Below are 12,954 nucleotides of genomic sequence, written 5' to 3'. Positions count from 1 at the left end.
GACCTCATGTTCGATCCCGAGTTGTAGATGTTTAACATAATCTCGGCATTTCCGCTTTGACGCAGATCATATTCGTGGAACTTTGACGTCTTTTAGCGTCTGCGCTTGGGAAATGTGCAGCATTGCTTCGGTCTATTCGGCGTAGCAACGCAGCAGTGAATTTGGTCGCGTCAACATCAGGCAACTTGTTCTGCAACCCGGACGTTAGCGCCTAAAATTCGCTGCACTCTTAATCAATGGCTGTTTTTTTGCCTAAAACGCGGCTGGTGGGGTGGCGGAAATTTTCTGCGTCGGCGAAATACTGGACAACAGCACTTCCAGTATGGGCTCTCTGCCGAAATTCACTGCGGTCCTTCGCCATGTATATCTTCAGTTCGTCGCCAATTTCATCGAAATGAAATGTCAGGCGGGGCGACTTAGGTGAAAAAGCCCTGAGTTCCAATTCCTGCAAACATTCAAGCAGATCGAATGCGTATGAAACGCGTTTATCTACGATGGTAGAAAACCGACCCACGTGCCCAAAGAAAATGACTGAAACAAGGTCATTCGACCGCACTGATAGCGCGATTAGCCCTGAAAGCTGGTTCAACGCATCAAGCGTCGCCTTCCACCAAAGGTTTGGGTGCTGCTCTGACCAGCCGGGGTGTTGCGAAGACGTTGTAATCCCCATTGAGGACGTCGCGAAAATTCGATCAAACAAGCTTAACCGCCGATGTCCTGGTATCAATCCCGAGATACATTCAAACCCGGCGCCTGCAGAAATACACGGAACTTGACTGGCTATTGATCTTTTTAGCGCGCGCAAAGAATATGTAAAAGTAAGATAAGATCAAAGCGGCTGTGATCCGCAGGCAGACTGGCATGACCAAAATCAAGAATATGGAAGAGTTCGCGGCGCTCAGCGGAATATCGCGGCCCACGGTGTCCAAATACTTCCACGACCCCGATAGCGTTCGCCCAACGACGAGGGCGCGCATCGAAGAGGCGCTGGAGCGGTTTGACTATCGCCCGAATATCTATGCAGTGAACCAGAACCGGAAGCTGACCAAGAATATCGGCATCGTCGTGCCCTATCTGGCTGATCCGTTCTTTGCCGAAATCGCTCGGTATCTCGAACAGAGCTGTATCGCAGCCGGGTATCGGCCTTTCCTTTTCAGCGCTCACGGGGAACAAAAGCTGGAAAACGAAATTCTGGACGGTTTGCAATCCCTGAAACCTGCGGGTGTCTTGTTGGCGCCTTTGGGGCGTATCTCTGACAAGTCAGCGATCGAGAAATTCTGCGCCAGTGTGCCGACGGTTCTGTTCGACAGTAACCTCGACGGTTTGGGCGCGGCGTTTATCGGGTCCGACAATTTCAGCTTTGTTTCTCAGACCGTGGAATACATGACCCGCACGGGCGAGCCGCCCTCGTTCTTCGAAATGCGGACACCTGCAAACCCTAATGCCAACAAGCGGCGCAAGGCCTATGTCGAGGTGATGGAGCGCCTGGGTTTTGAACCGCATGTGATCAAAATCGAAGGCGCTGGCTGGGCCTTTGAGGAGATTGGTCGACAGGGTGCGCTCAAGGTTTTGGATGAACGCAAGTTACGCACGGATTCGGTTTTGTGCAGCAATGACCGATTGGCGATCGGCTTTCTGGCGGCGTGTTTTGAGCAGGGGATTCGCGTCGGGCGGAAAGCCGATTGTATGCTGCGTGTGGCCTCGAACGACGATCATCCCTTTGCAAAGTTCACATGCCCCTCACTGACAACCGCGGCGCATGACTATGACAATGTGGCGGCCCGAAGTGTCGAAACGCTTTTCGAACTCATTGAAAACGGAGGGAAATTTGAGAAGCGGACAGAAACCCTCTTCCCGGCACGATTGGTTCTCAGGGAATCTGCATAACGTCAAAAATTAACGCGCGTAAAGTTTTTATTGACGCCGCGACAAATCTTGAACTAGTCTTTCTGCACAGCATCCAAGCTCAGGGAGGACAGGGATGTACTTGAAACACGCACTTCGTGCGGCGACAGCTTTGACGTTCGTCGCGACGGCCGCGGCCCACGCACAATCCATCACGATCGCCACAGTAAACAACGGCGACATGATCCGGATGCAGGGCTACACCGACAAATTCACCGAAGCGACCGGCATTGACGTCGAGTGGGTGACGCTGGAAGAAAACGTACTGCGCCAGCGCGTGACCACTGACATCACCACCAAAGGTGGTCAGTTCGACATCATGACCATTGGTATGTACGAGACCCCGATTTGGGGCGCAAATGGCTGGCTGGTGCCGCTCGATGGCATGTCCGCCGAATATGACGTTGACGATATTCTACCCGCCATGCGTAACGGCCTCAGCAATGACGGCACACTGTATGCGGCACCGTTCTACGGCGAAAGCTCGATGGTGATGTATCGCACCGACCTGATGGAACAGGTCGGTCTTGAGATGCCCGACGCTCCGACATGGCAGTTCATCCGCGAAGCTGCGGCAGCCATGACCGATCGCGACAACGACATCAACGGTATCTGCCTGCGCGGCAAGGCCGGATGGGGTGAAGGGGGCGCCTTCATTACCGTCACCGGGAACTCGTTTGGCGCGCGTTGGTTTGATGAGGACTGGAAGCCCCAGTTCGATCAGCCCGAGTGGAAAGAAGCTCTGACATTCTTCGTCGACATGATGAATGAATCCGGCCCGGCAGGATATGCCACAAACGGCTTCAACGAGAACCTGTCGCTGTTCCAGCAAGGCAAGTGCGGTATGTGGATCGACGCCACCGTTGCGGCATCCTTTGTAACCAACCCCGACGACTCGACTGTCGCAGATCAGGTCGGCTTTGCGTTGGCGCCAAATTCAGAAGGTGTCGACAAGCGCGCCAACTGGCTCTGGGCCTGGGCGCTGGCCGTTCCGGCTGGCACGCAACAGGAAGACGCGGCCAAGCAATTCATCGAATGGGCCACGTCCAAGGAATATATCGAACTGGTAGCCGAGAATGAAGGTTGGGCCAATGTGCCCCCGGGTGCGCGGACGTCGCTCTATGAAAACCCGGAATACCAGAAGGTTCCGTTCGCCCAGAAAACGCTGGATTCGATCCTTGCGGCCGATCCGGATAACTGCTGTGCGCAACCGACGCCCTATGTTGGAATCCAGTTTGTTGCGATCCCAGAATTCGCAGGCATTGCCACTCAGGTGAGCCAGGAATTCTCGGCAGTCTATGCCGGACAGCAAACGGTGGATGAAGCGCTGGCCAAAGCACAGGCCTTCACCGCCGAAGAAATGGAAGCCGCAGGGTACTGAGGCATCCTCCCACGCGGGCGGGCAGAAAGCTGCCCCCCGCTCACCCCTTCCACAACCCACATTTTTCTCGCAGGCTAAGCTACGCCTGAACAGAGAGGGTTTGCGTAATGGCTACTCAACATTCCCGATCCGTCGCGCGCCTGATGATGGCACCCGCAGTGGTCCTGCTACTTGGCTGGATGCTCGTGCCCCTGACGATGACGCTGTATTTTTCCTTCAAGAAATATCTTCCCCTGCGTGGCGGTGATCTGGGCTGGGTCGGCTTCGACAACTACGTCCGGTTCGTATCGTCCAGCTCCTTCTGGCCCGCGGTTCAGGCAACGCTTGTGATCGTCGGAGGGGTTCTGGTCATCACCGTTATCCTGGGTATCCTTCTGGCGATGCTCCTGGACCAACCGATGTGGGGCCAAGGGGTTGTCCGCATCCTCGTGATCGCGCCCTTCTTCGTCATGCCCACCGTGTCTGCGCTGGTCTGGAAGAACATGTTTATGGATCCGGTAAACGGCCTGTTGGCCCATCTGTGGCGCTTTTTCGGGGCCGAGCCGATCTCGTGGCTGTCCGAGGCGTCTATGACCTCGATCATCATGATCGTCTCATGGCAGTGGCTGCCCTTTGCGACGCTCATCCTGCTGACAGCAATCCAGTCGCTGGATAGTGAGCAGTTGGAAGCCGCCGAGATGGACGGCGCGCCAGTCCTAAAGCGCTTCTACCACATCATCCTGCCGCATCTGAGCCGCGCGATCACCATCGTGATCCTGATCCAGACAATCTTTCTTTTGTCGATCTTCGCCGAGATTTTCGTGACCACCGGCGGCGCATTCGGCACCCGTACACTCACCTACCTGATCTTCCAGCGTGTGCTGGAGAGCCAGAATGTTGGCCTCGGATCAGCCGGAGGTGTCTACGCAATCATCCTAGCCAACATTGTTGCGATCTTCCTGATGCGCATCGTCGGCAAGAACCTGGACGCGTGAGGAGGTAGGACCATGGCCCGCGCTGTCACAACCCGCCGCAAATCGCTAAATACCGCCCTCGCCTGGGCCGTTGGTTTGCTGATCTTTTTCCCGATCCTCTGGACCATCCTGACCAGCTTCAAGACCGAGGCGCAGGCGATCGCCAGCCCGCCGCTGTTCCTGAACTTCAACTGGACGTTGGAAAACTACGCCATCGTGCAGGAACGCTCGGACTACATGCGGTTCCTGTGGAATTCGGTCATCATAGCCGGGGGCTCGACCATTCTGGGCGTCATCATCGCCGTCCCCGCTGCATGGGCGATGGCATTCGTTCCGTCCAAGCGCACCAAGGACATTCTGCTTTGGATGCTGTCCACCAAGATGCTGCCTGCGGTCGGTGTTCTCTACCCGATCTATCTGCTGTTCATCCGGCTGGGTCTGCTGGATACGCGCGGCGGTTTGGTCGTCGTGCTGATGCTCATCAACCTGCCGATCATTGTCTGGATGCTCTACACCTATTTCCGCGAAATTCCCGGTGAGATCCTGGAAGCCGCACGGATGGACGGGGCAACGTTGAAAGAGGAAATCCTCTACGTCCTCACCCCCATGGCCATCCCCGGTATCGCCTCGACCGTTTTGTTGAACTTCATCTTGGCGTGGAACGAGGCGTTCTGGACCCTCAACCTAACCGCTGTCGACGCTGCTCCGCTAACGGCGTTCATCGCCAGCTATTCCAGCCCAGAAGGTCTGTTCTTTGCCAAGCTCAGCGCGGCCTCGACCATGGCGATTGCGCCAATCCTGATCCTTGGCTGGTTCAGCCAGAAACAACTTGTCCGCGGCCTGACCTTCGGCGCTGTGAAATAAGGAACACGACACATGGGACGTATTCAACTCAAGTCCGTGACCAAAAGCTTCGGCGACGTGCAGGTCATTCCACCGCTTGACCTGACCATTGAAGATGGCGAGTTCACTGTCTTCGTCGGCCCCTCGGGCTGCGGTAAGTCCACCCTGTTGCGTCTTATCGCGGGGTTGGAGGATATCACCTCGGGCTCCATCGACATTGACGGGGCGGACGCCACCGATGTGCCACCCGCCAAACGAGGGCTGGCGATGGTTTTCCAGTCCTATGCGCTCTACCCCCATATGACCGTGCGCAAAAACATCGCCTTTCCCCTTCGGATGGCGAAGCTGGATCAGGCCGAGATCGACAAGCGGGTCGAAGGTGCCGCCGGCGTCCTGAACCTGACTGACTATCTAGACCGCCGCCCCGGCCAGCTGTCCGGCGGCCAACGCCAGCGGGTCGCCATTGGGCGCGCTATCGTGCGCGAACCGGCGGCGTTTCTGTTCGACGAACCCCTGTCAAACCTCGACGCGGCACTACGCGTTGGCATGCGGTTAGAGATCAGCGAGCTGCACGAACGCCTGGCGACCACGATGATCTACGTGACCCACGATCAGGTCGAAGCCATGACCATGGCCGACAAGATCGTCGTCCTTCAGGCTGGAGTGATCGAACAGGTCGGCAGCCCGCTGGAGCTGTATCGCACACCTCGCAACCTGTTTGTTGCGGGCTTCATCGGCTCCCCCAAAATGAACTTCATCGAGGGTGAAGAGGCCGCAAAACATGGCGCGAAAACCATCGGCATCCGCCCGGAACATATCGCTGTTTCGGAAACCGAGGGCGAGTGGTCCGGGGTTGTCAGCGTCTCGGAACATTTGGGTTCAGACACCTTCTTCCATGTCCACGACACCGGATTGGCCGAGACGATTACGGTTCGCGCCGATGGCGAGGTTGGGTTCCGTCACGGGGATCGTATTCACCTGACGCCACGGGCCGACGTCATCCACCGCTTCGATGAAAAAGGACTGCGGATCGAATGACCCGTCTGAATGGCAAAATCGCTCTGATCACCGGAGCCGCGCGCGGCATCGGGCTGGCCTTTGCCAAATCCTATGTCGCGGAAGGCGCACGCGTTGCCATCGCGGATATCGACATCGAACGCGCCCAACAGGCCGCAGCCGAAATCGGCGCGTCCGCCATGGCCGTCGAAATGAACGTGACAAACCAGCAGAGTATCGACGACGCCATTGCCCACACGGCATCGCATTTCGGCCCGATCGACATCCTGATCAATAACGCGGCTATCTTCACCGCCGCCCCGATTGTCGAGATTGAGCGCGCCGACTACGAGCGCGTCTTTGACATCAATGTCGCCGGCGCCTTGTTCACAATGCAGGCTGTCGCGCGCCATATGATTGAGCATGGCACCAAAGGCCGGATCATCAATATGGCATCGCAAGCTGGGCGGCGCGGTGAACCTCTGGTCGCTGTGTACTGCGCGAGCAAGGCCGCGATCATCTCTCTGACCCAGTCTGCGGGCCTGAACCTGATCTCACATGGGATCAATGTGAACGCGATCGCGCCAGGTGTGGTGGACGGCGAACACTGGGATGGCGTCGATGCGTTCTTTGCCAAACACGAAGGCAAACCGCCGGGACAGAAGAAACGCGAAGTGGCCGCTGCCGTTCCCTATGGCCGTATGGGCCGGGCCGAAGACCTGACGGGGATGGCGGTGTTTCTCGCCTCGGACGAGGCAAAATACATCGTTGCACAAACCTACAATGTCGATGGTGGAAATTGGATGAGCTGATGAACCCAGTGGCACACTCAAACCCTCTGATCCAGCTGCGGCAAGATAGACTTGCAGACCTGCCAGCGACTGTCAGCACCCCTAACTATCAGCGTTCGGAGCTGATGTCGGGCATTGTTCATATCGGTCTTGGAAATTTCCACCGCGCCCACCAGGCGTGGTACATTCATCAGCTCTTGCAGCAGGGCCAAGCCTACGATTGGGGCATTATCGGAGCCGGAGTGCGCAGCTATGACGCTGAGATGCGTGAGAGGCTGTTGGCGCAGGATTGCCTGACGACGTTGATCGAGTTGGATCCACAAGGAATATCAGCAGAGGTCATAGGCCCGATGATCGACTATCTGCCGATTGAGGCAGGTAACGCAGCACTCATCCGCCGGATGGCGGATCCGTCTATCCGAATTGTGTCCCTGACTGTAACCGAGGGCGGCTATTATCTGGATGCCAACACCGGCAAGTTCAACTTGGATCATGAAGACATACAGCACGACGCCGAGAACCCGCAGCAGCCACGCACAGTTTTTGGTGCGATGGTCGAGGCATATAGGCAAAGGCGTAAGAGCGGTTTGGAACCGTTTACGGCGCTTAGCTGCGACAATCTTCAGGGCAACGGCGCAATACTAAAAACCTGCATTGTTGGTTTGGCGCGTCTGGTCGACACGGAACTGGCCCACTGGATCGCCCAAAAGGGCGCATTCCCAAACTCGATGGTGGATTGCATCGTGCCCGCGACGACCGAGCAGGTCATTTCGCAATGTCGGGCGCTTGGAATTGACGATCGTGCTCCGGTCTCGCATGAGAATTTTCGACAATGGGTCGTCGAGGATGACTTCTGTGCCGGGCGGCCACCACTCGAACAGGCTGGGGTCACGATGACCCACGATGTTCACGGATATGAAATGATGAAATTGCGCATTCTGAACGGAGGTCACCAGCTGCTTGCCAATATTGGGGAAATTCTGAATGTACCGACGATTTCAGAGTGCATGCAAGATTCGGATATCGTTGCGTTTTTCAAGAAGGTTCAGACAGAAGAGATCTTGCCCTATGTCGAAGCCGTTCCAGGCACCACGGCAACCGAATATCTTGGATTGGTTGAAAAGCGATTTGCAAACAACGCCATCCGCGACACGACACGTCGCGTGGCATTTGATGGGTCTTCACGACATCCGGGGTTCTTGCTGCCGTCATTGCGCGATGCCCTTGCCTCAGGCCGATCTCTGACTGGTTTGGCTCTGGCCGAAGCGTTCTGGTGCCGGATGTGCGCGGGCGTTCGCGAAGACGGCTCGGAAGTTGCGCCAAACGACCCCCAATGGGAGCATTTGCAAAACACCGCTCGGGCCTCCAAGGCCGATCCGAAATTGTGGATCGAGCAACGCCAGTATTATGGTGAGCTAGCTGGCAACACGCGGTTTGCAGAAGCGTTTTCCGCTTGGCTGTCCACAATCTGGCAAGTTGGTTGCCGGGCAGCGGTAACCGACTACGCCACCTCATAGGCAAAGCGACACTAGTCGTACCGCGCAATGGGCGTAAACTTCCCTAACCCTCATTGAGCGGAACCGTAGTTGCACTCAGTTCAATTCGGCCAGAAAGGAGTTGGCCTTTTCCAGATGCTTCTCTTTTGTTTCCAGCGACATCCTATCGCCCGTGCGACACATCATGGCCCAACGCGGATTTTTTGAAAGCGTGTCTTTGTGTTTGAAAATGAAGCGCCAATATAAGCCGTCCCAAATCTCGGCCCATTCGCCTTTGCCCCAATGGCTCATCTTCCGAATGTAATTTGATCCTGAAAAATAAGGCTTGGTCGTGATCAGCCCGCCATCTGCGTTTTGACTCATTGCGTAAACGTTTGGAACCATGACCCAATCGTAGCTGTCCACGAACATTTCCATGAACCACAGGTAGACGTCGTCTGGCTTGATTTCACACAAGAACATAAACCCGCCGAGGACCATCAGCCTTTCGATGTGGTGACAGTAGCTAGTCTGCAGGATCCGCCTGATCGTATCGTCAATCGGGTCTATCCCTGTTGTGCCGTCATAGAAAGAGGAAGGCATTGGTCGGTTGTGACGCCAATGATTAGTTGTGCGCATACGCACGCCCAAGTCCTCATAGGTGGCGCGCATGAACTCTCTCCACCCTATGATCTGACGGATAAACCCCTCTACAGAGTTGAGGGGCGTATTCTTACGCTGGGCATGGTCCAGAGTTGCGTCAATGACTTGCTGTGGCGTGATCAAGCCAATGTTCAATGCAGGTGTAAGGACAGCATGCCAAAGCCAGCTTTCGCCCTCAACAATCGCATCCTCAAAATCACCGAACTGCTCGAAACGCCGTTCCAAAAACTGGTGAAGCCACGCCAGTGCAGCCGCGTGCGAAGTTGGATAAAAAAGGGTATCGAGATGTCCGCGCGCGTCGGGAAATTCAGACAGAACGTTGTCTTTCGCCGCTTGGTCCACACTGTCGTGCTGCGGCCAATCTATCCAAGGCAAGCTTTGTAGCAGGGCTTTTGGAACCTTTTTGCGATTGTCTTCGTCGAAACTCCACTGGCCGCCCAAGGGCTGATCGTTCTCAAGCAAGATGTTCAATCGGCGTCGCTGGCTTTTGTAATATTCCGCCATGAACCAACGTTTTCGGCCGGCAGACCATGCCTGATTGCTGGCACGTGTGTTTAGAAAGCCGGGCGAAGGCAGGAATTCAATCGCAATTCCTGTTGCTTGCGATGCCTCACTTAAACGCTTTTCAACAACTGAATCGACGGGATCAGCCATCACGACCCGAGAAATCTGATCCAGAGAAAGCCGTTCGAACAAATGCAGGCAAGCTTTGGTAGAGCGCTCATACTCAAAGAGGTCCACATCAAAGCCCTTGATCTCGAGCTTTTGGCGATACCTGGCCATGCTCGCCCTATGGAGCCAGAGCTTCTGCTTGTGCATTTTGGCGGGATACTGCGGGTCCTCGAAGAACAACGGATCTTCGAACAAGATCACCTTTTGCAGCGGCATTTCAAATGCGGGGTGTTCTGCAAAAATTTGATTTGGAAGCACAATTGCAGCATATGTCACGGCGTTTTCCCGATTTGGTTTACTCGGCTAGCAGGTTAGATTCAGGAGCTGCAATATGGACGGGATCTTCTTCTTGAAGCCAAAGAACCCTGCTTTGGCGTGTGGCCACGCGTGCGCATCATAAGGGCGCCAGATACGATGCAGATGAATGCCGGCCTCGTTCAGCTTTGGTTCGGCACGGTCCAAGCGCACCCGTGTCGGACCGATAGGACAATAGGGTGTGACAATCGTATCAACTTTGTTTGTTTGGGCCGCCTTGATCAGGGGCTCGTACCAATCGTCCTTGGCCTGTCCAATCTCTCCAAACGGCGAAAGTGCGCTATTCATTGCGTGTTTGACAAAAGCTGATGGCAAGTCACCGACCTGACCAGGCGAACGACCATCTGTGGCCAGCAGGCCGACCACGCCTGCGGGACGCAATGATGTGATATCTGCTGCGGCCATGTCTTCCTCTGTCATCAGGAGTAGATACGGCTTCGACAGGGGTTGCTCTGACTGCGGGCGGATTTCGATGCGCGGATGATCTGTTGCTTCAACCAGTGGCTTAGCGACGTTGGCCAAGCCTTGGGGCTGAAACCGCCCATCGGTGTATTTCGCGATATTGTCGGCGCGCGCGAGATAGGTTTTTCCCTTTGTGTGGAGACCCGCCACCCAACGCCAACTCAGGGTATTTGACGCCGGATCGCCGTCGACAAGGTGGCGCATGAAGACATCTGCGCCCAGTTCCCAAGGGAGTCTGAGCGTGAAAATCCAAATTGAGGCCACCCACATCCTCACGTGGTTATGAAGATACCCCGTCGCGTTTAACTCGCGCATCCAGTGATCAAAACATTCGATACCGGTACAGCCTGACACCGCATCCCGATACGCCGCATTCAACGATGTATCGCCTTCCAAACGCTCCAATTGCGCCACCAAGTTTCTTTGGTAGCTAAACCAAACACTTGGCCGTTGCTCCAACCATCCTTTGAAATACGTGCGCCAAAACACTTCGTGAATAAACTTGTCGGCAACCTTTTCGCCATGAGCGGACAGAACGCATGACAGAACCTCTTCCTCAGTTATCAATCGGTGTCGCAGCCAGGGTGAGAGAGTAGATACATTGCCGCGTCGGTCGGGGCCAAAGTCATAATTTCGGCTTTGCGCATAGTCGCGTCCAGCGCGGGGCACGAATTGCTCCAAACGCCTCAGGCCTGCGGCGCGCGTAGGTTCGAAACTCAGCTGTGCAAAAGCGTTATCCACCCCACGAAATTCCAAAGTCATGCGGCAGCCTTGCAGCGTTTCGAGCAGTATTTGACGTCATCCCAGACCTTCTCCCACTTCTTGCGCCACACGAAGGGACGTTGGCAGACCGGACAGATCTTTTGCGGCAAATCCGCCTTCTTGCGCATCTTCACGTGAGGTCTCCGAACGGTAGGTCAAGTTGAGCCGCATTCCGCGGTGTTCTGGATTTTCTACTACGAGAGCGTTCAGCCTTTCGGCTTGCGTGTTTGGTGGCGATTGCGTGCGCTCGATCGTGAAATTCCGGCCTGCGCCTCACCGCCCACATTTTTTCTCGCGCAGCCTTTGCCGCCGCCAGGTGGTCAAACACGCGCATAGGGTATTCTCGATCAAGAACCGCGTCTGCATTGTCCGCGTTCCATGGATCATGCAGATGTGCATCCGGTATCTCTGCCAGTTCCGGCACCCACCGACGAATGAATATGCCGTTCGGATCCTGATCCAGGCCTTGTTTGACGGGGTTGTAAATACGGATGGTGTTAATGCCGGTTGTGCCAGATTGCATCTGGACCTGACTCCAATGGATGCCTGGCTCATAGTCGGTGAACATCCTGGCCAGATGCAGGCCCGGCGAGCGCCAATGGAGCCACAAATGATAGCTTGCGACTGCCATCACCATTGCCCGCATGCGGAAATTCAACCAACCTGTTGCCCGCAGAGATCGCATGCAGGCGTCCAAGAAAGGATACCCTGTCTCACCTGTTGACCATGCTTGTAGAAGCACCGCATCCGGTTTCTTGGGGCGCAAGCCATCATAGAGCGGGTGAAGGTTTTCGAACTCTATTTGCGGTTCGTCCTCCAACTTTTGAATGAAATGACAATGCCAGTGCAAACGCGCTGAAAAGGATCGCATCGATTTCTGCCATTTCCCTGCGCCCACGGGAAGCGTGCGCCGCGCATTTTCCGTCTGTTGCGCAATTTCGCGAACAGAGATCGCGCCCCATGCAATATAGGGAGACAGCCGCGAACATGCCGTCGCGCCACTCAAGGGGCTGGACATTGCACGTTGGTAGTCAATGCTCCTGTTGTTCAGAAAGCTGTTCAAAAGCCCCAGCCCCACTTTACGCCCACCCTTTTGCCGACCCGTACATACGGCCCCTGCAAGGCCAAGATCTTTGCTGCTTGGGAGCGCGCCAAGCTCTATGGGCAATGGCGCAAGCTGCGGTGCCTTTTCTGTAGGTTGCGACATCTGCACGTCCCAATGGTTCGCCCAGCCGTCTCGTGACTTCAGTCGGCGGATAACACCGTGGTTCTGAATCTCATGCCAAGGGACACCCGCGTCGCGACACCAGGCAGCGACATCTTGATCCCTGCGATAGGTCCAATCGTTGCCCGTCTCCTCGTGAGACCATAAGGCCTCCAGAAATCCCTTTTTTTTCAGCTCCTTAAGTGTCTCAATCACTGTCCCGATACGAACGGCGAGTGGCTGCCCCAACTGAGCGGTTGCCTCCCGCAATTCCGCAAGTGTTTCAGAAACAAAACTCCATTGCCGTTCTGAGGCATCAGGCTGCAGCCACAGTTCAGGTTCAACAACATATAGCGGCAACACGGGGCCAACTCTGGCCGCGCGTGCCAAGGCCGCATGATCCAAAACACGGAGATCTCGCTTGAACCAGACGACTTGCAAATCCGTACACCTCACCCAAGCCATTCTTTGAGTGATTACGCGTCATGGAATGCAACGGATCAGAAAAAGTGCTGATTTTGCAGAATGATCG

Annotated in this window: 12 protein-coding genes; 7 read left to right on the top strand and 5 right to left on the bottom strand. The window is 55.6% G+C overall.

What is annotated here, in order from left to right; translation table 11 throughout:
• Positions 1–229: 229 nt before the first annotated feature.
• Entirely contained in the window at positions 230–700 is a 471-nt protein-coding gene (locus ACXAH8_RS10805) for a hypothetical protein (RefSeq protein ID WP_475218264.1), read from the bottom strand.
• A gap of 161 nt (positions 701–861) precedes the next feature.
• On the opposite strand from ACXAH8_RS10805, the gene ACXAH8_RS10800 reads away from it, so the two are divergent.
• The 7 genes from ACXAH8_RS10800 to ACXAH8_RS10770 all read left to right on the top strand — a co-directional run bounded on the left by ACXAH8_RS10800 (position 862) and on the right by ACXAH8_RS10770 (position 8,386).
• Entirely contained in the window at positions 862–1,887 is a 1,026-nt protein-coding gene (locus ACXAH8_RS10800) for a LacI family DNA-binding transcriptional regulator (RefSeq protein WP_475218261.1), read from the top strand.
• A 94-nt stretch (positions 1,888–1,981) separates the two neighbouring features.
• Positions 1,982–3,286, top strand: a complete 1,305-nt coding sequence (locus ACXAH8_RS10795) for an ABC transporter substrate-binding protein (RefSeq protein ID WP_475218259.1) — start codon at positions 1,982–1,984, stop codon at positions 3,284–3,286.
• Between the two features lie 107 nt (positions 3,287–3,393).
• Complete coding sequence (locus ACXAH8_RS10790; RefSeq protein WP_170375757.1) at positions 3,394–4,260, top strand: carbohydrate ABC transporter permease; 867 nt, start codon at positions 3,394–3,396, stop codon at positions 4,258–4,260.
• Between the two features lie 12 nt (positions 4,261–4,272).
• The gene (locus tag ACXAH8_RS10785; RefSeq protein ID WP_068333782.1) at positions 4,273–5,103 is read left to right on the top strand and encodes a carbohydrate ABC transporter permease; all 831 of its coding nucleotides are present in this window, start codon (positions 4,273–4,275) and stop codon (positions 5,101–5,103) included.
• 12 nt (positions 5,104–5,115) lie between these two features.
• Positions 5,116–6,120: an ABC transporter ATP-binding protein gene (locus tag ACXAH8_RS10780; RefSeq protein WP_170642572.1), complete on the top strand. Its 1,005-nt coding sequence runs from the start codon at positions 5,116–5,118 to the stop codon at positions 6,118–6,120.
• Positions 6,117–6,890, top strand: a complete 774-nt coding sequence (locus ACXAH8_RS10775; protein WP_475218256.1) for an L-iditol 2-dehydrogenase — start codon at positions 6,117–6,119, stop codon at positions 6,888–6,890. The genes ACXAH8_RS10780 and ACXAH8_RS10775 overlap by 4 nt, the downstream gene beginning before the upstream one ends.
• Positions 6,890–8,386: a mannitol dehydrogenase family protein gene (locus tag ACXAH8_RS10770; RefSeq protein ID WP_475218254.1), complete on the top strand. Its 1,497-nt coding sequence runs from the start codon at positions 6,890–6,892 to the stop codon at positions 8,384–8,386. The genes ACXAH8_RS10775 and ACXAH8_RS10770 overlap by 1 nt, the downstream gene beginning before the upstream one ends.
• A 75-nt stretch (positions 8,387–8,461) precedes the next feature.
• On the opposite strand, the gene ACXAH8_RS10765 is transcribed toward ACXAH8_RS10770, so the two are convergent.
• From ACXAH8_RS10765 to ACXAH8_RS10750, 4 genes are read right to left on the bottom strand one after another with little or no spacing between them, the layout of a single operon-like run.
• A complete protein-coding gene (locus ACXAH8_RS10765; protein ID WP_475218252.1) occupies positions 8,462–9,955 on the bottom strand; it encodes a cryptochrome/photolyase family protein in 1,494 nt (497 codons plus the stop codon).
• Between the two features lie 27 nt (positions 9,956–9,982).
• Positions 9,983–11,218 carry an FAD-binding domain-containing protein gene (locus ACXAH8_RS10760; protein ID WP_475218250.1) on the bottom strand — a complete coding sequence of 412 codons (1,236 nt, stop codon included), beginning with the start codon at positions 11,216–11,218 and terminating at the stop codon, positions 9,983–9,985.
• A complete protein-coding gene (locus ACXAH8_RS10755; protein ID WP_170552600.1) occupies positions 11,215–11,346 on the bottom strand; it encodes a DUF2256 domain-containing protein in 132 nt (43 codons plus the stop codon). Before ACXAH8_RS10755 ends, ACXAH8_RS10760 begins: the two co-directional genes overlap by 4 nt.
• 2 nt (positions 11,347–11,348) lie before the next feature.
• Positions 11,349–12,887, bottom strand: coding sequence for a cryptochrome/deoxyribodipyrimidine photo-lyase family protein (locus ACXAH8_RS10750; RefSeq protein ID WP_475218248.1), 1,539 nt, complete (start codon positions 12,885–12,887; stop codon positions 11,349–11,351).
• Between the last annotated feature and the right edge of the window lie 67 nt (positions 12,888–12,954).

The organism is Ruegeria sp. ABV3_008 (genome assembly GCF_056161185.1).
The sequence above is the reverse complement of the archived record's forward strand: the minus strand, read 5'-3'. Positions and strand labels throughout refer to the sequence as shown.

Bases quoted from the DNA above. Each gene is read 5' to 3' on its own strand.
- ACXAH8_RS10755 (WP_170552600.1), bottom strand. From the start codon at position 11,346: ATGCGCAAGAAGGCGGATTTGCCGCAAAAGATCTGTCCGGTCTGCCAA.
- ACXAH8_RS10790 (WP_170375757.1), top strand. From the start codon at position 3,394: ATGGCTACTCAACATTCCCGATCCGTCGCGCGCCTGATGATGGCACCC.
- ACXAH8_RS10760 (WP_475218250.1), bottom strand. From the start codon at position 11,218: ATGACTTTGGAATTTCGTGGGGTGGATAACGCTTTTGCACAGCTGAGT.
- ACXAH8_RS10770 (WP_475218254.1), top strand. From the start codon at position 6,890: ATGAACCCAGTGGCACACTCAAACCCTCTGATCCAGCTGCGGCAAGAT.
- ACXAH8_RS10750 (WP_475218248.1), bottom strand. From the start codon at position 12,887: ATGGCTTGGGTGAGGTGTACGGATTTGCAAGTCGTCTGGTTCAAGCGA.
- ACXAH8_RS10785 (WP_068333782.1), top strand. From the start codon at position 4,273: ATGGCCCGCGCTGTCACAACCCGCCGCAAATCGCTAAATACCGCCCTC.
- ACXAH8_RS10800 (WP_475218261.1), top strand. From the start codon at position 862: ATGACCAAAATCAAGAATATGGAAGAGTTCGCGGCGCTCAGCGGAATA.
- ACXAH8_RS10795 (WP_475218259.1), top strand. From the start codon at position 1,982: ATGTACTTGAAACACGCACTTCGTGCGGCGACAGCTTTGACGTTCGTC.
- ACXAH8_RS10780 (WP_170642572.1), top strand. From the start codon at position 5,116: ATGGGACGTATTCAACTCAAGTCCGTGACCAAAAGCTTCGGCGACGTG.
- ACXAH8_RS10775 (WP_475218256.1), top strand. From the start codon at position 6,117: ATGACCCGTCTGAATGGCAAAATCGCTCTGATCACCGGAGCCGCGCGC.